The 24,720-nt window shown below is 71.4% G+C and carries 24 protein-coding genes, 1 rRNA gene and 1 pseudogene; 22 read left to right on the top strand and 4 right to left on the bottom strand.

Annotated features, from left to right (window positions below; all coding sequences use genetic code 11):
• Window positions 1-30 precede the first annotated feature (30 nt).
• From ACQPXG_RS25715 to ACQPXG_RS25705, 3 genes are all read left to right on the top strand, one after another.
• Window positions 31-567, top strand: coding sequence for a hypothetical protein (locus tag ACQPXG_RS25715; RefSeq protein ID WP_433461672.1), 537 nt, complete (start codon window positions 31-33; stop codon window positions 565-567).
• A gap of 124 nt (window positions 568-691) precedes the next feature.
• A complete protein-coding gene (locus ACQPXG_RS25710) occupies window positions 692-1,081 on the top strand; it encodes a hypothetical protein (protein ID WP_433461671.1) in 390 nt (129 codons plus the stop codon).
• A gap of 173 nt (window positions 1,082-1,254) precedes the next feature.
• Window positions 1,255-1,722, top strand: a complete 468-nt coding sequence (locus ACQPXG_RS25705; RefSeq protein WP_433461670.1) for a DUF732 domain-containing protein — start codon at window positions 1,255-1,257, stop codon at window positions 1,720-1,722.
• Here ACQPXG_RS25705 and ACQPXG_RS25700 read toward each other — a convergent pair.
• Complete coding sequence (locus ACQPXG_RS25700; protein ID WP_433461669.1) at window positions 1,703-2,656, bottom strand: helix-turn-helix transcriptional regulator; 954 nt, start codon at window positions 2,654-2,656, stop codon at window positions 1,703-1,705. The two genes, ACQPXG_RS25705 and ACQPXG_RS25700, sit on opposite strands and share 20 nt — an antisense overlap.
• 61 nt (window positions 2,657-2,717) lie before the next feature.
• On the opposite strand from ACQPXG_RS25700, the gene ACQPXG_RS25695 reads away from it, so the two are divergent.
• The 18 genes and pseudogenes from ACQPXG_RS25695 (at window position 2,718) to ACQPXG_RS25610 (ending at window position 20,438) form a co-directional block, all read left to right on the top strand.
• Complete coding sequence (locus ACQPXG_RS25695; protein ID WP_433461668.1) at window positions 2,718-3,845, top strand: epoxide hydrolase family protein; 1,128 nt, start codon at window positions 2,718-2,720, stop codon at window positions 3,843-3,845.
• A gap of 9 nt (window positions 3,846-3,854) precedes the next feature.
• Window positions 3,855-4,736, top strand: a complete 882-nt coding sequence (locus tag ACQPXG_RS25690; protein WP_433461667.1) for a Gfo/Idh/MocA family protein — start codon at window positions 3,855-3,857, stop codon at window positions 4,734-4,736.
• Between the two features lie 45 nt (window positions 4,737-4,781).
• Window positions 4,782-5,174, top strand: coding sequence for a rhodanese-like domain-containing protein (locus ACQPXG_RS25685; RefSeq protein WP_433461666.1), 393 nt, complete (start codon window positions 4,782-4,784; stop codon window positions 5,172-5,174).
• Window positions 5,171-5,695, top strand: a complete 525-nt coding sequence (locus tag ACQPXG_RS25680; RefSeq protein WP_433461665.1) for an NADPH-dependent FMN reductase — start codon at window positions 5,171-5,173, stop codon at window positions 5,693-5,695. Before ACQPXG_RS25685 ends, ACQPXG_RS25680 begins: the two co-directional genes overlap by 4 nt.
• A 198-nt stretch (window positions 5,696-5,893) precedes the next feature.
• Window positions 5,894-6,697, top strand: coding sequence for a DeoR/GlpR family DNA-binding transcription regulator (locus ACQPXG_RS25675; protein ID WP_433461664.1), 804 nt, complete (start codon window positions 5,894-5,896; stop codon window positions 6,695-6,697).
• Between the two features lie 259 nt (window positions 6,698-6,956).
• On the top strand, window positions 6,957-8,036 hold the full coding sequence (locus tag ACQPXG_RS25670; protein ID WP_433461663.1) for an ABC transporter substrate-binding protein: 1,080 nt from the start codon (window positions 6,957-6,959) through the stop codon (window positions 8,034-8,036).
• 20 nt (window positions 8,037-8,056) lie between these two features.
• Window positions 8,057-8,833: pseudogene (locus ACQPXG_RS25665) on the top strand (ATP-binding cassette domain-containing protein); the annotation flags it as partial.
• A gap of 199 nt (window positions 8,834-9,032) precedes the next feature.
• Window positions 9,033-10,277, top strand: a complete 1,245-nt coding sequence (locus tag ACQPXG_RS25660; RefSeq protein ID WP_433461662.1) for a sugar ABC transporter permease — start codon at window positions 9,033-9,035, stop codon at window positions 10,275-10,277.
• A gap of 39 nt (window positions 10,278-10,316) precedes the next feature.
• Window positions 10,317-11,843: an FGGY family carbohydrate kinase gene (locus tag ACQPXG_RS25655; protein WP_433461661.1), complete on the top strand. Its 1,527-nt coding sequence runs from the start codon at window positions 10,317-10,319 to the stop codon at window positions 11,841-11,843.
• Window positions 11,844-11,848: 5 nt separating this feature from the next.
• On the top strand, window positions 11,849-13,333 hold the full coding sequence (locus ACQPXG_RS25650) for an FGGY-family carbohydrate kinase (RefSeq protein ID WP_433461660.1): 1,485 nt from the start codon (window positions 11,849-11,851) through the stop codon (window positions 13,331-13,333).
• Complete coding sequence (locus tag ACQPXG_RS25645; RefSeq protein WP_433461659.1) at window positions 13,330-13,938, top strand: histidine phosphatase family protein; 609 nt, start codon at window positions 13,330-13,332, stop codon at window positions 13,936-13,938. Before ACQPXG_RS25650 ends, ACQPXG_RS25645 begins: the two co-directional genes overlap by 4 nt.
• Window positions 13,939-14,997 (top strand): 2-hydroxyacid dehydrogenase, encoded by a 1,059-nt coding sequence (locus ACQPXG_RS25640; protein WP_433461658.1) that lies wholly within the window; start codon window positions 13,939-13,941, stop codon window positions 14,995-14,997.
• A 37-nt stretch (window positions 14,998-15,034) separates the two neighbouring features.
• Entirely contained in the window at window positions 15,035-15,841 is an 807-nt protein-coding gene (locus ACQPXG_RS25635) for a hypothetical protein (RefSeq protein ID WP_433461657.1), read from the top strand.
• A 237-nt stretch (window positions 15,842-16,078) separates the two neighbouring features.
• A complete protein-coding gene (locus tag ACQPXG_RS25630) occupies window positions 16,079-16,786 on the top strand; it encodes a hypothetical protein (protein ID WP_433461656.1) in 708 nt (235 codons plus the stop codon).
• Between the two features lie 382 nt (window positions 16,787-17,168).
• Window positions 17,169-18,095: an NAD-dependent epimerase/dehydratase family protein gene (locus ACQPXG_RS25625; protein ID WP_433461655.1), complete on the top strand. Its 927-nt coding sequence runs from the start codon at window positions 17,169-17,171 to the stop codon at window positions 18,093-18,095.
• A gap of 7 nt (window positions 18,096-18,102) precedes the next feature.
• Window positions 18,103-18,960 carry an RNA polymerase sigma-70 factor gene (locus ACQPXG_RS25620; protein WP_433461654.1) on the top strand — a complete coding sequence of 286 codons (858 nt, stop codon included), beginning with the start codon at window positions 18,103-18,105 and terminating at the stop codon, window positions 18,958-18,960.
• Between the two features lie 69 nt (window positions 18,961-19,029).
• Window positions 19,030-19,530 (top strand): metallophosphoesterase family protein, encoded by a 501-nt coding sequence (locus ACQPXG_RS25615; protein ID WP_433461653.1) that lies wholly within the window; start codon window positions 19,030-19,032, stop codon window positions 19,528-19,530.
• Window positions 19,531-19,604: 74 nt separating this feature from the next.
• Complete coding sequence (locus ACQPXG_RS25610) at window positions 19,605-20,438, top strand: crotonase/enoyl-CoA hydratase family protein (RefSeq protein ID WP_433461652.1); 834 nt, start codon at window positions 19,605-19,607, stop codon at window positions 20,436-20,438.
• A 43-nt stretch (window positions 20,439-20,481) separates the two neighbouring features.
• On the opposite strand, the gene ACQPXG_RS25605 is transcribed toward ACQPXG_RS25610, so the two are convergent.
• From ACQPXG_RS25605 to ACQPXG_RS25595, 3 genes are all read right to left on the bottom strand, one after another.
• Complete coding sequence (locus ACQPXG_RS25605) at window positions 20,482-21,324, bottom strand: patatin-like phospholipase family protein (protein WP_433461651.1); 843 nt, start codon at window positions 21,322-21,324, stop codon at window positions 20,482-20,484.
• Between the two features lie 75 nt (window positions 21,325-21,399).
• Window positions 21,400-21,882, bottom strand: a complete 483-nt coding sequence (locus ACQPXG_RS25600) for a DUF2752 domain-containing protein (protein ID WP_433461650.1) — start codon at window positions 21,880-21,882, stop codon at window positions 21,400-21,402.
• Between the two features lie 3 nt (window positions 21,883-21,885).
• Entirely contained in the window at window positions 21,886-22,164 is a 279-nt protein-coding gene (locus ACQPXG_RS25595; RefSeq protein WP_433461649.1) for a CD225/dispanin family protein, read from the bottom strand.
• Window positions 22,165-22,824: 660 nt separating this feature from the next.
• On the opposite strand from ACQPXG_RS25595, the gene ACQPXG_RS25590 reads away from it, so the two are divergent.
• Window positions 22,825-24,345, top strand: a 16S ribosomal RNA gene (locus ACQPXG_RS25590).
• The last annotated feature ends 375 nt before the right edge of the window (window positions 24,346-24,720 follow it).

Here is a 24,720-nt window from a genome sequence, read left to right as displayed (position 1 = left end):
ACCCACTTCCCGAGGAGAAAAGGGGATCTCATGCGGAACAGGTTCGCACGCACGACGGCCCGCGCCGCCGTCCTCGGCGCGTCCGCCGCGCTCGTCGCGACTGCGGCGCCCGCCGCCTTCGCGCAGGACGCCGCGCCGGCCGCGCCCAACCGCGTCTGCGTGCTGAAGGCGGGCGGCGGAGCCGACTGCGGCAGCGCCGCCCAGCGCGTCGCCGCCGGCCCGTGGGCGATCAAGGTGCACCAGGACCCGAACTACGAGCGCGCGGAACTCACCATTTACCTTCCGGCCGGAGTGAGCCAGTGCACCGGGCCGTTCGAGAACGAATACCCGGTCAACATCGGGCACGGTGACTTCTGGGACAACCGGATCAGCTCCGTGCAGAGCAACGACGCCACCAACTGCAACATCAAGCTCTACGACGGGCACAACCTCACGGCGAACACCCGGGGCAGCACCGGCTTCGCCGACCACTGCAAGAAGCTCAGCGACCCGTCCACGTGCGTTTACTACACCGACCCCAAGAACAAGGCTTTCGACAACGTCACGAGCTCCTACATCATCTCCTGACACCACGAATCGGTCGCCCGCCCTCCCGGCCGGAGGGCGGGCGACCGCGCGTGCTTTCGGGACGGGCGGTAGCGTCCGGGAGGACGACCCCGATCACCGCCCGGTATGTCCTCGGAGGCCCCTCGTGCTCGCCGTCACCACCGCCGACGTGCGGATCTTCCTGCATGTGCTCGCCGCGACGATCTGGGTCGGCGGGCAGATCACGCTCGGCGCGCTGGTGCCCGCGCTGCGCGGCTACGAGGGCGTCGCCAAGGCCGCGGCGCGCAGGTTCAGCGCGATCGCCTGGCCCGCGTTCGCCGTCCTCGTCCTCACCGGCGTCTGGAACATCACCGCGGGCGATCTCGGCGATGAAGCGAAGCGGACCCTGGAGGTGAAGCTGGCGTTCGTGCTGCTGTCGGGGGTCGCCGCGTTCCTGCACGCCCGTGCGGGCTCCAAGGCCGGCCTGGCGGTCTGGGGCGCCCTCGGAGCGCTCGGCGCCCTCCTCGCCCTGTTCCTCGGCGTCCAACTCGGCTGATCGCCGGTGCCGTCCCGCACCCGCCGGGACCTGGAACGACGCGAGTCAAGACCTCCGTCCCCTTTCTTTGGTGCCACGGTCACGCGCACGCTGGAACCATGGGGCCTCGCCTGGTGCGAGGGGTGGGCGAGACCCGCCCGGCCCTCCCTCGCAGCTGCCCATCGGGGGACGACATGAGGCAGATCATCATCGTGGCGGCGGCCGCGCTGGCGGCGGCGGTCGTGGCGTGCGCCGGCGCCATCGCTTTCATCAAGCTGGACCCGGGAGAGTCACACGACGCCGGCAGGGTCGCCCAGAGCCACTCGTCCGCGCCGCCCCAGAGCCACTCGTCCGCGCCGGCCCGGAGCGGGACGCCCGGGCATAGGGAGGCGCCGCGGTCGACCGTCACCGTCACCGAACCGAGGACCGAGCGGGCGCCGGCGCCGCAGGTGCCCGACCAGGGCGATGCCGACGCCAACTTTCTGTCCCTGATCGCCGCGGAGGGGATCAAGGCCCCGGACGACTGGGCGATCAAGGCCGGCCACGCGACCTGCGGCGAGGACTATGACACCGCCTACCGGTATCTGACGGACGGCGGTCTCTACGGCTACCACGTCCAGACCTTCCTGGACGACTGGACGATCACGCACGGCGGCTGCTGATCCCGGCCTTGCAGCGTCCGGCGAGGGTGTCCAGGGCGTCCAGGAGTTCGGGGGGTCCGTCCACCTCGAAATCGGCTTCGAGCATGAGGATGTTCAGCGCGAGACGGTAGGGGGTGTCACCGCTCGCCAGGACCACGCAGCTCTCGTCGCCCAGCGGCTCGACGAGGACGGACGCGGGCACCCGGCCCGTGATCTCCTCGGCCGGGGCGTGCACGGTGACACGGGCCCGATGGTGCGCCAGCGCCGCGTCCACACCGCGCGGCACCAGGTCGGCGGGCGGGGTCTCGCGCGGTGTGAAGCGCGGGCCCTCCGGAGTGCGGAGCGCGATCCGGTCGACCCGGAACGTGCGCCAGTCGTCGCGGGAGACGTCCCACCCGATCAGGTACCAGCGGCGCCCGGTGTGGACGAGGCGGTACGGCTCCACGTCGCGGGCGCTCTCGCCGCCGTCGTGCCGCCGGTAGCCGAACCGGAGCCGGCGATGGTCCCGGCAGGCGGCGGCGATCGTGGCGAGGGTCTCGGCCGCGACGGCCGGCCCGCCCGGCCCGAGCCGGGTCGTGTACCCGTGCAGCGCGGCGACGCGGCGCCGGAGCCTGGACGGGAGGACCTGCTCCAGCTTGGCCAGCGCCCGCACGCTGGTCTCCTCGATCCCGGCGACGGTGCCCCCGGCGGCGGTGCCCAGGCTGACCGCGACGGCCACGGCCTCCTCGTCGTCCAGCAGCAGCGGCGGCAGCGCGGCGCCCGCGCCGAGCCGGTAGCCGCCGGCCGCCCCCGGGGCCGCGTGCACCGGATAGCCGAGGTCGCGGAGCTTGCCGATGTCGTAGCGGACGGTCCGGACGCTGACCCGCAGGCGTTCGGCGAGTTCGGGGCCCGTCCAGTCCGTGCGGCTCTGCAGCAGCGACAGCAGGCGGAGCAGGCGGGCGGATGCTTCGAGCATGCCGCCATTCTCTCCGCGATCGCGGCAAGGATCTTGCCGCATTGGCCGAAAGGCTCGGGTCATGAGCGAAGACATCAGCCCTTTCCGCATCGAGATTCCGCAGGCCGACCTCGACGACCTCCGTGACCGGCTCGCCCGGACCCGGCTGCCCGGCCAGGTCCCCGGCACCGGCGCCGAGCGCGGCGTCCCCGAGGACCGGCTGCGCGAGCTGATCGAGTACTGGGCCGGCGGCTACGACTGGCGCGCCCACGAGGCCCGGCTGAACGAGCACCCGCAGTTCGTCACCGAGATCGACGGCCAGCGGATCCACTTCCTGCACGTCCGCTCGCCCGAGCCGGACGCGACGCCGCTGATCCTCACGCACGGCTGGCCGGGCTCGATCGTCGAGTTCCTGGACGTGATCGGCCCGCTGACCGACCCGCGTGCGCACGGCGGCGATCCCGCCGACGCCTTCCACCTCGTGATCCCGTCCATTCCCGGCTTCGGGTTCTCCTCGCCGCTCGCCGGCACCGGCTGGGACCTGGGCCGCGTCGCCGGGGCGTGGGCGGTGCTGATGGAACGCCTCGGTTACGACCGCTACGGCGCCCAGGGCGGCGACTACGGGTCGGGGATCTCCCGCGAGCTGGGCCACGCCGCCCCCGACCACGTGATCGGCGTGCACATCAATTTCCTGCTCACGTTCGGGTCTCCGGAGGGACTCTCCGAGGCGGACCGCGAGCGCCTGGCCGGGCTGGAACGCTTCACCTCCGACATGGGCGGCTACATCGCCGTCCAGTCGACCCGCCCGCAGACCCTCGCCTACGGCCTCGCCGACTCCCCGGCGGGGCAGCTCGCGTGGATCGCCGAGAAGTTCACCGAGTGGAGCGAGCACGGCGTCGACCGCGACGCGCTCCTGACCGACGTCACCCTCTACTGGCTGACCAACACGGCGGGTTCGTCCGCGCAGCTGTACTACGAGGCGTCGAGGACGTGGGGCGGCAAGGGGCCCTCGCCCGTCCCGACCGCCGTGGCCGTGTTCCCGTTCGAGGCCGCGCTGCCGGTCCGGGCGCTGGGGGAGCGGACCGACACGATCGTCCGCTGGACGGAGTTCGACCGCGGCGGCCACTTCGCCGCGCTGGAGCAACCCGGACTGCTCGTGTCCGATATCCGGGCGTTCTTCCGGGACCTGAGCCGGGAGCGGATCGTCTAGGTTTGCCCCATGAGCGATTCTGTGGCGGTGGGGCTGGTCGGCGCTGGTCCCTGGGCCGGGATGGTGCACGCGCCCGCGCTGGCGGCGGGACCGGCCACGCGGCTCGCGGGCGTGTGGGCGCGGCGGCCGGAGGCGGCCGCGGAGCTGGCCGGCAAGCACGGCGCGCCCGCGTTCGAGCGGATCGAGGAGCTGTTCGACGTCTGCGAGGCCGTCGCGTTCTCCGTCCCGCCGGACGTCCAGGCCGACCTCGCCGAGCGGGCCGCCCGCGCGGGCAAGGCCGTCCTGCTGGAGAAGCCCCTCGCCATGGACCTGGACGGCGCCCGCCGGCTGGCGGGCGCCATCGCCGAGGCCGGCGTCGTCTCGCAGATGGTCTTCACCCTGCGCTACTCGCGGGCGGCCCGCGCCTTCCTCGACCGGGCCGGGGGACTGGAGCCGTTCGGCGGCTACGGCTCGTTCGTCTCGTCGGTGCTGAGCGGCGGGCCCTTCGCCACCCCGTGGCGGCTGGAGAAGGGCGCGCTGCTCGACCTCGGCCCGCACATCGTCGACCTGCTGGACGCCTCGCTCGGCCGCGTCGCCGGCGTCCGGGCGCACGGCGACCCGCTGGGCTGGCTCGGCCTGACGCTGGAGCACGAGAGCGGCGCGGTCAGCCAGGCGTCGGTCTCGATGGCCGGGATGGGCGAGCTGCCGCCCGCCCGCGTCGAGGTGTACGGGCGGAAGGGGCACGCGCTGCTCGACTGGTCGCAGCTGGGCGACGACGCCTTCGCGACGATGGTGACGGAGTTCGGCTCGGCCGTCCGGGGCGGGTCGGCTCCCTTGCTGGACGCCGCGCACGGCCTGCGCATCCAGAAGATCCTGGCCTCGGCCGAGGCGCAGCTGGCGACGGAGTCCTAGTTTTCCAATTGGCTCAATAGGAAATCTGCTGTCATCCTGGATGCCATGGCTCGCACTATCGATGAGATCCTCGCCGCCGCACGCGGCCGGCTGGAACGCGTCCACCCTGATCAGGCCCATGCCGAGGCCCGGGACGGCGCGGTCCTGGTCGACATCCGCCCGGCCGCCCAGCGGGCGGACGAGGGCGAGGTGCCCGGCGCGCTGATCGTGGAGCGCAACGTCCTGGAATGGCGCTTCGATCCGGCCTCCGCCGCCCGCCTGCCCGAGGCCACCGGCCACGACCTGCGCGTCATCGTGCTCTGCTCGGAGGGCTACACCTCCAGCCTCGCCGCCGCGGCGCTGCACGACCTCGGGCTGACCCGCGCGACCGACGTCGTGGGGGGATTCCAGGCGTGGCGCGCAGCCGGCCTGCCCACGACCGGGGGATCGGGCGGGTGAGCCTCGTGGCGCTGGTGGGCAATCCCCGGCCGCGGTCGCGCACGCTCGGGGTGGCGCTCACGGCCGCCCGGGCGATCGGCGAGCGGGTCGGGGAGGCGGGCGAGACCGAGACGGTCGACCTGTCCGCCCTGGCGCCCGACCTGCTGAGCGCCGCCCCGCCGCCCGCGGTGCGGCACGCGCTGGACGTGGTCGGCGGCGCGGACGTCCTGGTCGTCGCGAGCCCGACCTACAAGGCCACCTACACCGGCCTGCTGAAGGTGTTCCTCGACCGCTTCGGCGCGGGCTCGCTCGCGTCCGCGGTCGCCCTGCCGCTGCTGGTCATGGGCGACCCCAAGCATTCATTGGCCGTGGAGACGCATCTGCGGCCGCTGCTCGTCGAACTGGGGGCGAGCGTGCCGACCCCGGGCCTCGCCCTGCTCGAATCGCAGATCCCGGACGCCGAGGAGATCGTCGGCGCATGGGCCGGCCGGGTGGCGCCGCAGGTGAGCGGCTTCCTCGCCGGCCGGACCGCCCCCGGCTGAGCGGCCGGCTCCGGCGGCCGGTGTGACTCCCGGAGTTGAGCTCTTAACATTCGTGGTGTTAACTTTTGCCCTGTCATCGCACGGCAGGCACGTGATCGGGCCGTTCCGCCGGCCCGCCGCCCGCCGTGAGGCGAGAATCGACGCCATGGGGCGAGCGTGCACGGCGGTGGCACCGGCGTCCGGACGGAGGAGCGGGGCATGAGCGACCGGCAGCGGCGGGGGCCCGCACAACGGCAGGACGCGATCGCCGAGGCGGTGCTCGCCGAGGGGTCGGGCTCGGCGGCGGAGTTCGCCGAGCGGTTCGGCGTCAGCCTCATGACGATCCACCGCGACCTGGACGAGCTGGAGCGGCAGGGCATCGTCCGCAAGTACCGCGGCGGGGTCACCGCGCAGCGCTCCGGGGTGTTCGAGAGCAGCGTCGCGTACCGGAACAAGACGATGCGCGAGGAGAAGGAGGCCATCGCCGCGCGGGCGGCGGAGCTGGTCGAGCCCGGCATGGCGATCATGCTGGACGACTCGACGACGGCCCTCGCCCTCGCCCGGCGGCTCACCGGCCTCGGCCCGCTGACGATCGTCACCAACTTCCTGGACGGCCTGAACCTGCTGGCCCCGGTGCAGGGCATCCGGCTGATCGCGCTCGGCGGCGACTACGACCCGCTGCACAACTCGTTCATGGGCGTCTCGTGCGTCGAGATGATCGAGTCGCTGCAGGTCGATCTGTGCTTCGTGTCGACCTCGGCGGTGTCGGGCGGCAACGCCGGGCACCAGGAGCAGCGCGTCGTCGTGGTCAAGCGGGCCATGCTGCGCAGCGCCGTCCGGAACGTCCTGCTCGTGGACCACACGAAGCTGGGCCGCACCGCGCTGCACCGGGTCGCGCCGCTGAGCGACTTCGAACGGGTGATCGTGGACGACGGGGCGTCTCCCGACGCGCTGGGCGACCTCGCCAAGCACAAGGTCGACTACGACGTCGCGGCCCGTCCGCTCGGCCGACCTTCTCTGTGAAAGTCGAACGTTACAAGTAACGCCATCTGACCCGTGCGTGCCTAGAGGCCGTGCGGGATCGATGCTGAGCTGTGACCAGCGCTTTCGGCGCGATCGGCATCCAGCTTCACGATCTTCGATGTTAGTTAACGTTCGAGTATTGACACTTCTAACGTTCCTGGTGTTACGTTCTCAGCGCGGTGCTCGCCGACCCCGGTCGCGCGGCCGCCGCATCGGCTCCATCGCCCTTCTTCACGGGCGTACCACCGAGGAGAACTCAGTGAAGAAGCTTTCCTTCAGGACGGCCGCCGCGGCCGCCGCGGCCCTGGCGGTGCTCGCCCCCGCCGCGGCGTGCTCGTCCAAGAGCTCCGGATCATCCGGCGGCGGCGACGCGAAGAACGCCAAGATCGCGTTCCTCATGCCCGACATCGCCTCGACCCGCTACGAGCTCTACGACGCTCCGCTGTTCAAGGCCAGGATGAAGCAGCTGTGCGGCGGCTGCTCGGTGCTCTACCAGAACGCCGGCGCCGACGCCTCCAAGCAGCAGCAGCAGGCCAGCTCGGTGCTCGCCCAGGGCGTCAAGGTGATCGTCATCGACCCGGTCGACTCGGCCGCGGCGGCGTCGATCGTCCGGATGGCGCAGTCCCGGGACGTGAAGGTGATCGCCTACGACCGTCCCATCCCGCAGGCCAAGGCCGACTACTACGTCTCGTTCGACAACGAGAAGATCGGCGCGATGATCGGGCAGTCGCTCGTCGACCACCTGAAGAAGGAGAAGGCCAAGGGCGGGATCCTGGAGGTCAACGGATCGCCGACGGACGCCGCCGCGAACCTGATCAAGAAGGGCATCCACAGCTCCGTCGACCCGAGCGGGTTCAAGCTGCTCGCCGAGTACGACACCCCCGGCTGGGAGCCCGCGAAGGCGCAGGAGTGGGTCAGCGGCCAGATCAGCAAGTTCCGCGGGCAGATCGCGGGCGTCGTCGCCGCGAACGACGGCACCGGCGGCGCCACCATCGCCGCGTTCAAGGCCGCCGGCCAGGACGTTCCGCCGGTGACCGGCAACGACGCCGAACTCGCCGCCGCGCAGCGGATCGTCGCCGGCGACCAGTACAACACGATCTCCAAGCCGATCAAGATCGTCGCGGAGGCCGCCGCGAACGCCGCCTACAAGCTGGCCCAGGGCGAGACGCCGAAGGGCAACACGACGCTGTTCAACACCCCGTCGGAGCTGTTCACCCCGACCGTCGTCACCCAGGACAACATCGGCAAGGTCCTGCTCGGCCCGGACGGCGCCCTCAAGGCCGACAAGGTCTGCACCGCCGAGTACGCGGCGGCCTGCACGAAGCTCGGCGTCAAGTAGCGATCTCCCGAAGGTTCGTCATGTCACCATCGCCCACTCCACCGGCCGGCGCGGCGGGCACGCTGCTGTCGCTGCGCGGCGTCAGCAAGGCGTTCGGCGCCGTCGCCGCCCTCACCGACGTCTCGCTGGACGTCGCCGCCGGCGAGGTCGTCGCCCTCGTCGGCGACAACGGCGCCGGCAAGTCCACCCTGGTGAAGGTCCTGTCCGGCGTGCACGCGCCGGACGGGGGGACCATCACCTTCGAGTCGCGGGAGGTGAGCATCCCCACCCCCGCCGCCGCGCAGAACCTCGGCATCGCGACCGTCTTCCAGGACCTAGCGCTCTGCGAGAACCTCAACGTGATCGAGAACCTGTTCCTCGGCCGCGAGATGAAGGCGCTGCGCCTGGACGACGTCGCCATGGAGGTCCGCTCCCGGGAGCTGCTCACCCAGCTCTCGGCGAAGATCCCCTCGGTGGGGGTGCCGGTCGCGGCACTGTCCGGCGGCCAGCGGCAGACGGTGGCGATCGCCCGGTCGCTGCTCGGCGATCCGAAGATCATCATCTTGGACGAGCCGACCGCCGCGCTCGGCGTCGCGCAGACCGCCGAGGTGCTCAACCTGATCGAGCGGCTCCGGGAGCGCGGCCACGGAGTCATCATGATCAGCCACAACATGGCCGACGTGAAGGCCGTCGCCGACACCGTCGCGGTGCTCCGGCTCGGCCGCAACAACGGCGTGTTCGACGCGCGGAAGACGTCGGCCGAGGACCTGGTGGCGGCCATCACCGGCGCCACCGACAACGTGGTGAGCCGCCGCGCGGCCAACGGACGTCCCGAGGCCGGAACCGACCCGGCTCAGGACGACCCGGCCGAGAGCGAGGCGGCCGAGGCCGCCCAGGACGGGGCGGATCAGGACGGGGCCCGCGAGGGCGAGGAGTCCGTGGACGACGACACCGGTGAGCCGGGCGGCGAGCGCGCCGCGCGGGTCGCGCCGGGCGGCTTGAGGAAGGGAGCCGGCGATGAGTGACCTCATGGCGCCGCCGGAGGTGAAGACCGGCCTGCCGGGACCGTCCGGGGACCGCGGCCTGCGCGGTGCGCTGGCGGCGATGACCGACCGGGTCCGCGGCGGCGATCTCGGCGTCGCGCCGGTGGTCGGCGGGCTGATCGTGATCTGGACCGTGATGCAGATCCTCAACCCGGTCTTCCTGTCCAGCGCCAACCTCGTGAACCTCGCGCTGGAGTGCGTGCCGGTCGGCGTGATCGCGCTCGGCGTGGTGTTCATGCTGCTGGTCGGGCAGATCGACCTGTCGGTGGGGTCGATCAGCGGGCTCAGCGCCGCGGTGGTCGCGGTGCTGTTCGTCGACCACGGCTGGCCGTCCTGGCTGGCGATCCTGGCGGCGGTCGTGCTGGCCGTCGCGCTCGGCTGGTTCTACGCGCAGATCTTCAACCGGCTCGGCGTGCCCAGCTTCGTGATCACGCTGGCCGGGCTGCTCGGCTGGCTTGGCCTGCAGCTGTGGATCCTCGGGCCCAAGGGGTCGATCAACCTGCCGTTCGACTCCCGGCTGGTGACGTTCGCGCAGCTCGACTTCGTCCCGCCGTGGCTGGCGTACACGCTGGTCGTCGCCGGCGCCGCCGCCCTGTACCTGACCGGCCACAACCGGGCGGTGCAGCGCCGCAGGGCGGGCCTGCCCGCGACGTCCGAGCGCACGCTGATCCTCCGCAGCGCCGCGCTGCTGGCCGGCCTCGGCGTCGCGGTGTGGTACCTGAACCGGGACCGCGGGGTCGGCTGGATGTTCGTCCTGTTCCTGGGCCTGGTGCTGGTGACGCACTACGCGCTGTCCCGGACGAAGTACGGCAAGTCCGTGTACGCGATCGGCGGCAACGTCGAGGCGGCCCGGCGCGCCGGTATCAACGTCAAGACCATCTACACCACGGCGTTCGTCATGTGCACGACGCTCGCCGCGATCGGCGGGATCCTCGCGGCGGCCCGGCTGGCGGCGGCCAACCAGAGCAGCGGCGGCGGCGACGTCAACCTGAACGCGATCGCGGCGGCGGTCATCGGCGGGACGAGCCTGTTCGGCGGGCGCGGCAACGCGTTCGCCGCGCTGCTCGGCATCCTCGTGATCCAGTCGATCTCCAGCGGGCTGACGCTGCTGAACCTCGACTCGTCCTACCGCTTCATGGTCACCGGCGCCGTGCTGCTGCTGGCCGTGGCGCTGGACTCGGTCGCCCGCCGGTCGCGGGCCTCGCATGGCCGGGCCTGACCGCACGATGGGATCACCGAACGACGGACGGGGGAGCCGATGACGGTCGTCTGCGTCGACGCCGGCACCACGATGATCAAGGCGGTGGGATACGCCGGGGACGGCACCGAGCTGGTCGTCGTCCGGCGGCCCACCGAGGTGACGCGGCCCGCGCCGGGCCACGCGGAGCAGGACATGGCGTCGGTCTGGCGGGCCGTCGCGGACGGCGTCCGCGAGGTGCTCGCCCGGACCGGCACCGGCGTCGACTTCCTGGCGCTCACCGCGCAGGGCGACGGAAGCTGGCTGGTGGACGGCGACGGCGCCCCCACCGGCCCCGCCATCCTGTGGAACGACGGCCGCGCCGCCTCCACCGTCGAGCGCTGGGCGGCGTCCGGCGTGCTGGAGGAGGCGTTCCGCGCCAACGGGTCGCTGCACTTCGCGGGCCTGCCCAACGCGATCCTGACCTGGCTGCGCGACCACGACCCGGACCGGCTGGCCCGCTCGGCGGCGTCCCTGACCTGCGGCGGCTGGATCTTCTCCCGCCTCACCGGGGAGATCGCCGTGGACCGCTCGGACGCGTCCGCCCCGTTCATGGACATCGCCGGCCTCCGCTACTCCGATGATCTGCTCCGCCTCTACGACATGGAGTGGGCCCGGCGGCTGCTGCCCGACCTGCGCGGCGACGACCGGCGGGTCGCCCCCCTGGCCGACGACGTCGCCGACGAGCTGGGCCTCCCGGCCGGACTGCCGGTCGTCCTCGCCCCGTACGACATCGCGTCCACCGCGATCGGCGTGGGGGCGGTGGACACCGGCCAGGCGTGCACGATCCTCGGCACGACGCTGTGCACGGAGATGGTCGTGGACGGCCCGCGCCTCGCCGGCGAGCCGTCCGGCCTCACGGTCGCGATGGGCCTGCCGGGCCGCTACCTGCGGGCGTTCCCGACGCTCGCCGGCGGCCAGGTCGTCGACTGGGCGTGCCGCCTCCTCGGCCTCACCGACCCCGCCGACCTCGCCACCCTTGCGGCGCGCGTCCCGCAGGGCGCGGACGGGCTGATCTTCCTGCCCTACCTGTCGCCCGCCGGCGAGCGCGCGCCGTTCCTCGACCCGCAGGCGCGCGGCGCGCTCCACGGCCTGACCGTCGACCACGAGCGCGAGCACATCGCCCGGGCCGTCCTCGAAGGGCTGAGCCTGGTCGTCCGCGACTGCCTGACCGCGGCCGAGACCCGTCCCACCGAACTGCGGGTGAGCGGCGGCGGCTCGGCGAGCCCCATCTGGCTGGGCATGCTCGCCGATGTCACCGGCGTCCCGGTCGTCCGGTCGGCCGACACCGAGGCCGGCGCACGCGGCGCGTTCATCATGGGCCTCCTCGCCACCAGCCGCGCCGCCGACGCGCGCGAGGCCGCCGACGCCCACGTCCGCCCGGGCGACACCTACACTCCCGACCCGGCCCGAGCCGCCCACTACGCCCGGACCTACGAGGACTTCCTGGCGATCCGAACCGCGACGGCCCCCGCCTGGCCCACCCTCGCCGAACTCCGCGCCCGCACGGCGGGCGACCGGCCGCGGGAAGAGGGAACGGGCCTGTGAGCGCCGTGTCCGATTCCGTGTCCGATGTCGAGGCCGTATGGGTCGGCGTCGACCTGGGGACGCAGGGCGTGCGGGCGGTGGCCGTCACCGCCTCGGGCGACGTGGCCGGGAGCGGCGGCCATCCGCTGACCGGCCGGCGGGACGGGCCCCGGCACGAGCAGGACCCGGAGGACTGGTGGACGGCGGTGGGCGCCGCCTGCCGGCAGGCCCTGCGGGACGTCCCGGCCCAGGCGGTCCAGGCCGTGGCCGTCGACGGGACGTCCGGGACCGTCCTGCTCACCGACGACGCCGGACGGCCGCTGACCCAGGCGCTCATGTACGACGACACGCGGGCGGCGGAGCACGTCCAGCGGGTGAACGACGCCGGCGGCGAGGTGTGGCGCAAGCTCGGATACCAGCGCATGCAGCCCGCCTGGGCGCTGCCGAAGCTGCTGTGGCTCCTGGAGCACCATGCGCGCGACGGGGCCCGGCTCGCCCACCAGGCCGACTTCGTCAACCGGAGGCTGACCGGTCATCCGGTCGCCGCCGACCTCAGCAACGCGCTGAAGACCGGAGCCGACCTCATCGCCGAGGCATGGCCGGAGGACGCTCTCGACGCGCTGGGCGTCCCGGCCGGTCTGCTGCCGCCGCTGGAACGGTCCGGCACGCCCCTGGGGACGGTCTGCGCGCGCGCCGCCGAAGCTACCGGAATCCCGGAAGGGACGCCGGTCATCGCGGGCGCCACCGACGGGTGCGCCGCCCAGCTCGGCACCGGACGGCTGACCGTCGGCTCCTGGAACTCCGTGCTCGGCACGACGCTCGTCCTCAAAGGCGTCACCGACGACCTCGTCCAGGACCCGTTCGGCGTCGTCTACTCCCACAAGGCGCCGGACGGCAGATGGCTGCCCGGCGGTGCGTCCAGCACCGGCGCCGGCGCCATCGCACGCGACTTCCCCGGCCGCGACCTGGCCGACCTGGACCGGCGCGCGGCGGGCCACGAGCCGGCGACGGCGCTCGCCTACCCGCTCGTCCCGGCGGGGGAGCGGTTCCCGTTCCTCGCACCCGACGCCCGCGGGTTCCGGCTGGACGGGACGGGCGACGAGGCCGACGACTTCGCCGCCGTCCTGCAGGGCGTCGGCTACCTGGAGCGGCTCTGCTTCGACCACCTCGACCTCCTCGGCGCGCCGACCGACGGCGACCTGACGCTGACGGGCGGGGCCGCGCGGAGCGAGTACTGGTGCCGGCTGCGCGCCGACATCCTCGGCCGCCCGGTCGTCCTGCCCCGGCACGCGGGCTCCGCGCTCGGCGCCGCCGTCCTCGCCGCCTCGCCCGGCCGGGACGTCGCCGAGGTCGCCGGGCGGATGGTCGACGTCCGGACCGTCATCGACCCGCGCCCGGACAGGGCCGGCGTCTTCGACGCCCCCTACCTGCGCCTGGTCGGTGAGCTGGAGAGCCGCGGCTGGCTGCCCGCCGAGACCGCCGCGCACGCACGCGAGAGGACATCCCGATGACGCGCCTCATCCTCGTCCGGCACGGGGAGACCGAATGGCACGCCGAGAACCGGTACGCCGGGGTCAGCGACGTCGCGCTGACCCCGCGCGGACTGGAGCAGGCCCGGCTCCTCGCCGCGTGGGCGAGGACGGCCCGCCCCGACGCGGTGTGGTGCTCGGACCTGTCGCGCGCCCGGCTGACCGCGGCGCCGTCCGCCGAGGCGATCGGCGCGCGGCTGCACGTCGACGAACGCCTCCGCGAGCTGGACTTCGGCCACGGCGAGGGCCTCACCCGCGCGGAGATGGAGCGGAAGTTCCCCGACGAGCTGCGCGCGTTCCTGGCCGATCCCGTCGCCGGACATCTGCCCGGCGGCGAGGACCCCGTCGCCGCCGCGCGCCGCTACACCGGCTGCCTGGACGACATCGCCCGGCGCAACCCCGGCGGCCGCGTCCTCGTCGTCGCGCACTCCACGGCGATCCGGCTCGCGCTGTGCCGGCTGCTGGGGGTGCCGCTCAAGGACTACCGGCGGCGGTTCCCGTCGCTGGGCAACTGCGCCCTGACCGAGATACGGCTCCGGGACGGCGACGCCGCCCTCCTGGAGTTCAACACCCCACTGGAGCGATGAATGAGTACCCGCGTGCTCGCGGCCGGTGACCTTTTCGTCCGCAACGAGTTGTTCGTCGAGGCCCTGCGCGCCGAGGCGCCCGGCGACCTGGCGTTCTCCGAGGTCACGCTGCCGTGGCCGGTGGAGCCTTTCGGGCGCGTCGCCGAGGTGGACGAGGCGTCCGGGACCGAGGAGCAGCTCATCGAGGCGCTGCGCGGCGCCGAGGTCTGCGTCACCCAGATGGCGCCGCTGACCCGGCGGATCCTGGAGGCGTCGCCGGACCTGCGGCTCTTCGGCATCAGCCGCGGCGGGCCCGTCAACGCCAACCTGGAGGCGGCGACCGAGCACGGCGTGGCCGTCTGCTTCGCCCCCGGGCGCAACGCCGACGCGACCGCCGAGCACACCCTCGGGCTGATCCTCGCGGCGGTGCGGCGCATCCCCCAGACGCACGTCGACCTGATGGCGGGGCAGTGGCGCGGCGACTACTACCGCTACGACGACGTCGGCATCGAGATCCTCGGCAGCACCGCCGGGCTCGTCGGCTGCGGCGCGGTCGGCCGCCGCGTCGCCCGGATGCTCGCCGCGCTCGGTGTCCACGTCCTCGTCCACGACCCCTACCTGGACGACCTCGGCGACCTGGCCGACATCGCCGAGCTGGTGACGCTCGACGAGCTGCTGGCGCGCGCGCAGATCGTCACCCTGCACGCCCGCGCGACACCGCAGACCACCGGCATGATCGGCGCCGAGCAGATCGCCGCGATGGCGCCCGGCTCGATCATCGTCAACTGCGCCCGCGGGTCGCTGCTGGACTACGAGGCGGTCTGCGACGCCACCGAGTCCGGGCACCTGTTCGGCGCCGCGTTCGACGTGTTCCCCGAGGAGCCCATCCCGGCCGGGTCGCGGCTGCTGACCACCCCGAACATCATCGTGACGCCGCACCTGGCCGGGGCCAGCAAGCAGACCGCCGCCAACGCCGCCCGGATCATCGCCCGCGACGTCGGCCGCCACCTGCGCGGCGAGCCGCTCGTCCACTGCGCCAACCCCGAGGTGCTGGAGACCGCCCGGCTGACGCACCCCTGAGCCCTCCCCTCGAAACCCCCACCACGAGGAGGCACGAATGCAGAAACCCGGACTCGGCGAGGTCGCTCTCACCCGCCGCGGAGTCCTCGGCTACGCGGGCGCCGCCACGCTCGCCGGAGCCGCCGTCCTGGCCGGGGCCCGGCCCGCCGCGGCCGACGGACCCTCCTACACCTTCGATCTGGTCTTCGACGTCCCCCACACCGACAACATGCAGGGGCTCGCCTACGCGCGCGGACGGTTCTACGTCGGCTTCGACGTGGGCGGCGGCAACGGCGTCATCCGCGAGTACGACCGCGACGGCACCACGCTCAAGGAGAGCGCGCCGCTCGCCGTCGGGCATGCCGCCGAGATCAGCGTCCGCGACCGGGACGGCCGCCTCTACGTCGCCACCGGCGGCGGGACCAACCCGACCAAGGTCAACGTCGTCGACTGGCGCGGCGAGCCGGAGATCGTCCGGACCATCGACTTCGGCTCCCTCGGCAACTCGGGCCTGGTCGCCGTCGACAACCGGCGCGACGGCCTGCTCGTCCACGCGGGACCGGGCGACCTGGGCCCGTTCGTGTTCGCGTTCACCGACCTCAAGGGCAACGTCCGCTCGACCTTCGACCTCGGCTACCAGGGCGTCCCGCAGGGCCTGGAGATGGCCGGCGACAAGGTCCTCTACTACACGAACAACACCATCACCGTGCTGGACCGGGCCGGGACGATCCTGGACGCGATCACGATCCCGCTGACCGGGGAGAGCGAGGGCCTGGCCGTCGCACCCGCGGGCCGCGGCACCCGCGTCTTCTTCGGTTACAACAAACCCAATCGCGTGTACGCGATGAAGCCCGTGTTCCGCTGACCGGCCAGGCGCGCGGCCGGGTTCCGTCCGTACCTCCCGTCCCGGCCGCGCGCCATCCCCGGATTTCCCTACGCTTTATGCTTGTTCTCGCCCGGCGATATCGCGTTCGACTTAGCAGTCGAACCCCGCCGTTTAGCGGAATCCGATAAAATGTGAGCCTCTTTCTGATCGGGCCTTGATTTCCCTGGCCACTCGGGTAGAAAAAATCAAATCCCTCTCCCCGAGGAGGAAACCCCCGTGAAGGCTCCCCTCAGGCTGGCCGCGCCGCTCGCGGCCGCGTCCGCCACGCTGGCCCTGACGGCGACCGGCGCGTCCGCCGCCACCACCACGATCCACGAGGAGACCGCCGCCGGAGCGCCCTACTCCGGCAACTGGCAGGTCTCCACGGTCGGGACGATCGACTTCTCCGTCAACTTCCTGGGCGCGAAGGTGACCGGCTCGTGCGACGGCGCGAAACTGCAGGGAACCGTGGTGCCGACCGGTGCCGGCGAACTGACCGCCGCGTCGATCGGCGCGTGCCGGACGTCCAACGGCCTCAGTTCCCCGGCGACCGATCTCGACCTCGGCGACGTGGCCGACAAGAGCGGCCAGGTCGCCTACGACCCCGTCGAAGGCGGACGCGACGGCGTCCTTTCCATCAACGGCGACCTGCGATTCAAGATTGAGGGAAAGGTTCTCGGCATCACCGTCACCTGCTATTACGGATTCCGGACGGGTAACACCGACGGGCTCGTCATCGACGTCTACAACCGCGACAACCCGAACCGCCCGCTGCCCGGTCAGGACGACGCGCAGGGCCGTTCTGACAACATCACGCTCGTGCGGGAATCGGGAAGCAGCGGGCTTTGCCCGTCCAACGGCACCGGCACCGGCGCCGGAATCGCCCGCGGCGAGAGCACACCCGGATCGGGGGTCTTCGACCGCAAGCTCTACCTGACCTCATAGCCCCGGCAGAGCGCGCGGAGAGGCGGCCGGCCCCCGAGGCCGGTGCAAGGGAGTGGTCATCCTCCCCGGGGCCCGGCCGCCCTCACTGTGCCCTCGCGGTGCTGGGTCGCCGTGTCGGAACGACCGGGGGCGTACGGCCGGAATCCTCCTGGACGAACGCGAGGAATTCGAGCCTAACTCCGCAGGTCAGCACTGTGTAATGACAGCGTGCTTACAGTTGTTTCCCACTCGTGTCCAGATTGCGTCGTGGCAAAATCACTCGGTTGGAAACGGCATGTGGCCTGAATCACATCCCGGAACGTCACGCCGCGAGAACCTGACCCGTCCTGTTGCCGAAGCATCGTTTCCCGGCGGCGGCGCCGGGACGGACCAGGGAGTCGTCATGCGTGTTCTCGTCGCGGGGTCGACCGGCGTCATCGGAAGCAGGCTCGTCCCGCTGCTGGACGCCGTCGGCCACGAGGTGGTCGGCCTCGCCCGCTCGGCGGACCGGGCCACCGGCAGGATCGTCACCGCCGACGCCCTCGACCGGGACGGCCTCGCCCGCGCGGTGGCCGAGGCCGCACCGGACGCCGTCGTCAACCTGCTCACCGCCATCCCGGCGGCACCCGACCCCCGGCATCTGGCACGTGACTTCGCCGTCACGAACCGCCTCCGCACCGAGGGCACCCGCAACCTCTACGAAGCGGCGGAGAGGGCGGGCGCGACCCGCGTCCTCGCGCAGGGCCTCGCCTACGCCTACCAGCCGGCCGGCGGCCTCGCCGACGAGGACGCGCCGCTGTGGACCGACCACACGCCCAAGCAGTTCGCGCCCGTCCTGCGGGCCCTCATGGAACTGGAACGGCTGACCGCCGGAGCCGGGGGCCTCGTGCTGCGGTTCGGCCACCTCTACGGGCCCGGCTCCGCTTATGCACCCGACGGATCGTTCACCGCCCAGGTCCGAGCCGGAAAGGTCCCCGTCGTCGGCGGCGGCCACGCCACCCTCTCCTTCACCCACGCCGACGACGCCGCCACCGCCCTCGTCGCCGCCCTCGACAAGGACGCGACCGGCGCCCTGAACGTCGTCGACGACACCCCCGTCACCATGGGCGAGTTCCTTCCCGAGTACGCGGAGATGCTCGACGCGCCGGCGCCCAAGCGCGCCCCCGCCGCCCTCGCCCGCCTCGCCGTCGGCTCCTGGGGCGTGGCGTTCATGAACGGGCTGCGCGGCGCCGGCAACACCCGCGCCCGCCTCCGGCTCGACTGGCGCCCCCGGTACGCGTCCTGGCAGGACGGGGTCGGGTCCCCGGGCGACACCGCCCGGGCGGCATGATCGTCCCATGGACGCGACCGGCTTCGCCGAGCACCGCCCGCTCCTGCTCGGGCTCGCCTACCGGCTGCTCGGCAGCATGTGGGACGCCGAGGACGTGGTGCAAGAGGCCTTCCTGCGCTGGACCCGGACCGACGCCGCCGAAGTCCGGGACCGGCGCGCCTACCTCGTCACCATCGTGTCGCGGCTCGCGCTCGACCAGCTCCGCTCCGCGCGCGTCACCCGCGAGGCGTACATCGGGCCGTGGCTGCCGGAACCCGTCCCCTCCACGGCGTTCGGGCCGCTGGAGACCGCCGAGATGACCGACACCCTCTCCTACGCGACCCTGCACCTGATGGAGCGGCTGTCACCGCCGGAACGCGCCGTGTTCGTCCTGCGAGAGGCGTTCGAACTGCCCTACGACCAGATCGCCGGCATCCTGGACGTCCCTGCCGCGACCTGCCGCCAGCACCACCGCCGCGCCGCCGCGCGCCTCGCCCAGGGGCGAGACCGCTTCCATCCGGCGCCCGCCGACCACAACGAACTGCTCGGCCGCTTCCTGGCCGCGGCGCGCGGCGGCGACCTCGCCACCCTCACCGACCTGCTCGCCGAGGACGTCGTCACCTGGAACGACGGTGGCGGCCGCACCCGTGCCGCGCTCCACCCGGTCGAGGGCCGCGACCACGTGGCCGCCTTCGTCGCCGGCCTCTCGTCCCGCTACGGCATCGGCGCCACCGAGATCGTCGAGGCCAACGGGGCCCCCGCCGTATGGACCCACGTGGACGGCCAGGAGCAACTGGCCCTCTTCGACATCCGCAACGGCCGGATCCACGCGATCTACGCCGTCCTGAACCCGGACAAACTCGGGTTCGTCCGCCCATCCGCGTGACCACTCGACAAGCCTGAACTCGCCGCCTGTGCCGATCCGCCTACGGCCCGTTCCGCCCCGTGCGGGACAATGGGACGCGTGAGAGCGGTGGCCATCTCCGACACCCACGCGCCGCGCCGCTGGAAGACGTGCCCGCCGCGAGTGGCCGAGCACCTGCGGGACGCGGACGTGATCCTTCACGCCGGAGACGTGTGCACCGCGTCCGTCCTCGACGAACTGGCCGAGTACGCGCCCGTCCACGCCGTCCTCGGCAACAACGACGGGCCGGACGTCGCCGCGTGGGGCGCCCCCGAACGCCTCGAACTCGACCTGGACGGCCTCGCCGTCGCGATGGTCCACGACAGCGGGCAGGCCCGCGGCCGGACCGCCCGGATGCGGCGCTGGTTCCCCGGCGCGGACCTCGTCGTCTTCGGGCACTCGCACATCCCGCTGGACGAGACGGGCGACGGCGTCCGCATCTTCAACCCCGGCTCGCCGACCGACCGGCGCCGCCAGCCGCACGGCACCATCGGCCTGCTCGACGTTCACGACGGCCGGCTCACCGGCGCGCGGATCGTCCCGGTGACCTGACCGCGCCCTCGACGGGCGGGACACCGCATGGAATCGTCCCCGCAGAGACGATCGCGAAGAGGAGGGGCATCGGCATGACCGACCGCGTCACGGTGAACGTCCACGAGGGAGTCGCCGACGTGCGGCTCAACCGTCCCGGCAAGCTCAACGCCCTCGACATGGCCACGTTCGACGCGCTGGCCGAGACGGGGGACGCGCTCGCCGCCGACCCGTCCGTCCGGGCCGTGGTCCTGTCGGGGGAGGGGCGCGCCTTCTGCGCCGGCCTGGACTTCGCCAACTTCGCCGCCATGGCCGGCGACGGCGCCCCCGACGGCGGATCCGCCCGGTTCAAGCGGCTGGCCGACGACATCACGGCGCGCGAGCCCGGCCGCATCACCAACCTCGGCCAGCAGGCCGTGCACGTCTGGCGGGAGCTGCCGCAGCCGGTCATCGCCGCCGTCCACGGCCACGCCCTCGGCGGCGGCCTCCAGATCGCGCTCGGCGCCGACATCCGGATCGTCGCACCGGACGCGAAGCTGTCGGTCCTGGAGATCCGCTGGGGTCTCGTGCCGGACATGACGGGCACCGCCGCGCTGATCCGCCTCGTCGGCGAGGACGCCGCGAAGGAGCTCACGTTCACCGGCCGCATGATCTCCGGGGAGGAGGCCGTCCGCATCGGCCTGGCCACCCGCGCCGCCGGCGATCCGCACGCCGCCGCCACCGAACTCGCCGGCGAGATCGCCGGCAACAGCCCCGAGGCCGTGCGCGGCGCCAAGCGCCTGCTCAACCGGGCGGCGGACGCCGATCTTGCCGGTCAGTTCCTCGAAGAGTCCCGGACGCTCGGCGCGCTGCGCGGCGGCCCGAACCAGGTCGAGGCCGTCCACGCCTACTTCGAGAAGCGCCCGCCGAAGTTCACCGACCCGGCCTGAGGGGGCTGCGGCCCGCGCCGGTCCGCCCGGGGGCGGGCCGCCTCTAGCTCCAGAAGGCGCCGATCCGCCCTGCCGCCGCCCGGCCCTGTGCGAGCCCCGCGTTGGCGGACGGGGTGCGGGTGGCCGGCGACAGGGGGTCGGTGCCGGCCGCGGTCCGCGAGGCATCGTCCGGCCGGACGACCTCGACGCGCCCGCCCTTGCCCTCGACGACGGCGATGTCCGCCGCCAGACCAGGGTCGTCCATCGGAGAGATCACCAGCAGGCGCTCGTGACCGGCGGCGAGGTCGAGGTTGTTCATCGACCGTATCCCGCCGTCCACATACCGGACGCCGCCGATCGTCGTCGGCGGCCAGATCATCGGCAGCGCACAGCTCGCCGCTATGGCGTCCACCAGTGGGACGCCCGAGTCACGGTCGAACACGCGCAGGTCCCCGGTCAGCGCGTTCACTGCCGTCACCAGTAGCTTCCAGGACGGCCACTCGTGCACGGGAAGGCGCCCCTCGATCACCGTCCGCCGCTCCGGCTCGCTCAGGGTGTCGGCGGCCAGGGCCCGGGCTCCGAGGCCGCGGCGGATCGCCGCCGGGTCGTCGTCGGCCTCCGCGAGCCGCTGCCAGATCTCCATGAAATCGGCGATGGTCACGCTCCCGGACGGGACGAGCTCGCGGTTCTGGAGGGCCGGGTCGGCCTGGCGCTCGAACAGGTCCCCGATGGGCAGGCCACTGCCGATCTGCGCGGCCACCACGGAACCCGCCGAGGTGCCCACCATCAGGTCGGCTCCGGTGACGTCCGTGCCTTCGGCGGCGAGCCCGGCGATGAAGCCCGTCAGCCAGGCGATGCCCGCGACGCCCCCGCCGCCGAGTACGAGGGCGCGTCCGTTGTCGCTCATGAACAGTCCTTCCCGTCGTGATCGTCAGAGCGCAGGGCCACCGTGGTGCATTCCCGAGACCGGATCACGGACCGGTCAAGCGGCGAGAAAGGATCCGAACGGCAGGTTCCGGACCACCCAGAAGGCGACGACCGTCCCGAAGAGGAGCCAGATAAGGGCCGGATGGGCCACCTTGGTGCGGACCGGACGATCCAGGGCGCAGGCCCTCGCCCATCTGAGCCAGAAGAACGCCAGGAGCGGAAGCATCGCCATGGTCAGCACGTTCAGGCCGAAAGCCTCCTGGACGTGACCACGGGCCAGTGCGTGAATCGTGCGCATCGATCCGCAACCAGGGCACTGGAACCCCGTCAACGCGAGGAACGGGCACGTCGGATAGTGGCCCGCCTCGTTCGGATCGACCGCGGCTACGTAGGAGACGGCCGAGACGGTCAGAAGGAGCACGGCTCCGGGGCGGAGCAAACGCGACGCCGTCGCGGCCGCCCCGCCACGGGAGAGGCCCGCTCGTCCCGGAAGCGGCCCGCCCGGCGAAGGCAGGGCGGGCCGCCGCTCGTCCGTCATAGGTCAGGAGCCGCCGTTGGCCACGGCCGCGAAGAAGTAGATGACACCGACGATCACGCCGAGGACCGCGGACACGATCGCCCAGGTCTTCGCGTTGTTGGAGGCGTTGATCGAGCCGGCGTGGTCGCCGGCCATCCACTTGGAATTGACCTGGGAGGCATAGACGATGGACACGATCCCGGCCGGCAGGCAGCAGAGGATGGTCGTCGCGATCGCCCACGGAAGGTGGTTCGGCGGCGGCGCGCTCGGGCTGGGACCAGCGGTCGGCGGTGGGTAGGCCATGTTCGTGCCTCCGTTGCATGGACTGGGTGATTCACGTAGATAGATGGTGACAGGGCAGGCGCGGTTCCCGCTGATCAGCGAGAACCTGCGGTGACCCGTTCGCCGGAGCGTCGATTTGACGTGGGGGCGGCGAGCGCGTAAGTTAACCCCTCGTCCCCACACGGATGCAGGACGCCCGCATGGCGGCCGACCGACACTGGGGAAACCACTGACGAATCAGCCGACACGGCTTTGCCGTGCCTGCCGTGCGGTCGTGGGTCGGAAAGGTTCGATTTTGACAATCGGGCCGGATCTGATGAAATAGCTCCACCGCCCGGAAGGTGCCGCTCAAACGGCATTGGAAAGGCGTATCGGAGAAGCCCGGAAATTGACAGCCCGGACGGATCCGATAAAGTAAGACGAGTCGCCCCGGGGCAGGAAACGCGAAAGCGGATCCAGCGCGGTGGGTGTCCGTTTCTTGAGAACTCAACAGCGTGTTAAAAGCCAGTGCCTTTATCGGCCCGGTCTGTTTGTTGGCCGGGTCGCCCCGTGGCCGTCTTTGGATGGTCGGGGATTTCTTTGAGGCAATGCGGTCCTTCTCGTGTGAGGGGGATCGTGGTGCTGGGATTGTTTCCTGAGGTTTGGCCTGCTGGGGTTCGCCCCCTGGTTGGTCGTTGGACCTTGATGGAGAGTTTGATCCTGGCTCAGGACGAACGCTGGCGGCGTGCTTAACACATGCAAGTCGAGCGGAAAGGCCCCTTCGGGGGTACTCGAGCGGCGAACGGGTGAGTAACACGTGAGCAACCTGCCCCTGACTTTGGGATAAGCCTGGGAAACCGGGTCTAATACCGGATATGACCATTCTCCGCATGGTGGGTGGTGGAAAGTTTTTCGGTCAGGGTTGGGCTCGCGGCCTATCAGCTTGTTGGTGGGGTGATGGCCTACCAAGGCGACGACGGGTAACCGGCCTGAGAGGGCGACCGGTCACACTGGGACTGAGACACGGCCCAGACTCCTACGGGAGGCAGCAGTGGGGAATATTGCGCAATGGGCGGAAGCCTGACGCAGCGACGCCGCGTGAGGGATGACGGCCTTCGGGTTGTAAACCTCTTTCAGCAGGGACGAAGCTAACGTGACGGTACCTGCAGAAGAAGCGCCGGCTAACTACGTGCCAGCAGCCGCGGTAATACGTAGGGCGCAAGCGTTGTCCGGAATTATTGGGCGTAAAGAGCTCGTAGGCGGTTTGTCGCGTCTGTCGTGAAAGCCCACGGCTTAACCGTGGGTCTGCGGTGGATACGGGCAGACTAGAGGCAGGTAGGGGAGAATGGAATTCCCGGTGTAGCGGTGAAATGCGCAGATATCGGGAGGAACACCGGTGGCGAAGGCGGTTCTCTGGGCCTGTACTGACGCTGAGGAGCGAAAGCGTGGGGAGCGAACAGGATTAGATACCCTGGTAGTCCACGCCGTAAACGTTGGGCGCTAGGTGTGGGGTTCTTCCACGGATTCCGCGCCGTAGCTAACGCATTAAGCGCCCCGCCTGGGGAGTACGGCCGCAAGGCTAAAACTCAAAGGAATTGACGGGGGCCCGCACAAGCGGCGGAGCATGTTGCTTAATTCGACGCAACGCGAAGAACCTTACCAAGGCTTGACATTGCCGGAAAACCATCAGAGATGGTGGGTCCTTTTTGGGCCGGTGACAGGTGGTGCATGGCTGTCGTCAGCTCGTGTCGTGAGATGTTGGGTTAAGTCCCGCAACGAGCGCAACCCTCGTTCCATGTTGCCAGCACGTTATGGTGGGGACTCATGGGAGACCGCCGGGGTCAACTCGGAGGAAGGTGGGGATGACGTCAAGTCATCATGCCCCTTATGTCTTGGGCTGCAAACATGCTACAATGGCCGGTACAGAGGGCTGCGATACCGTGAGGTGGAGCGAATCCCTTAAAGCCGGTCTCAGTTCGGATCGAAGTCTGCAACTCGACTTCGTGAAGTCGGAGTCGCTAGTAATCGCAGATCAGCAACGCTGCGGTGAATACGTTCCCGGGCCTTGTACACACCGCCCGTCACGTCACGAAAGTCGGCAACACCCGAAGCCCGTGGCCCAACCACCTTGTGTGGGGGGAGCGGTCGAAGGTGGGGCCGGCGATTGGGACGAAGTCGTAACAAGGTAGCCGTACCGGAAGGTGCGGCTGGATCACCTCCTTTCTAAGGAGCACACAGCTGGCCCGAGCTGCTTCCCCTTTCCGGGAAGGCTCAGGTCGGTGGCCGCCAGTGACGGCGCATGTTCGTCAGGTGGCTGCTCATAGATGTGGAGCACTGGCTATTCATCACGCCGCTCATGCGGCTCGGCAAGTACCGCCCTGAAGCCTTTGGCTTCAAGGGAGTGGGAACGGCGGGTTCGGGTGGGTGGTCTGGTGGGCACGCTGTTGGGTCCTGAGGGAACGGGCTTCGCCCGGGTGCCTCTGGATCGCGGGACCAGGACCACATTCCTTCATCGGGGTGTGGTTTTGGTGGGCCCGGTTGTTTTTTGAGAACTGCACAGTGGACGCGAGCATCTCTGGCGAATGATGAGATCTTGCA

It is taken from the genome of Spirillospora sp. CA-128828, assembly GCF_050945415.1.
Lineage (GTDB): Bacteria > Actinomycetota > Actinomycetes > Streptosporangiales > Streptosporangiaceae > Spirillospora.
This window is presented reverse-complemented; position numbering and strand designations above follow the sequence as displayed.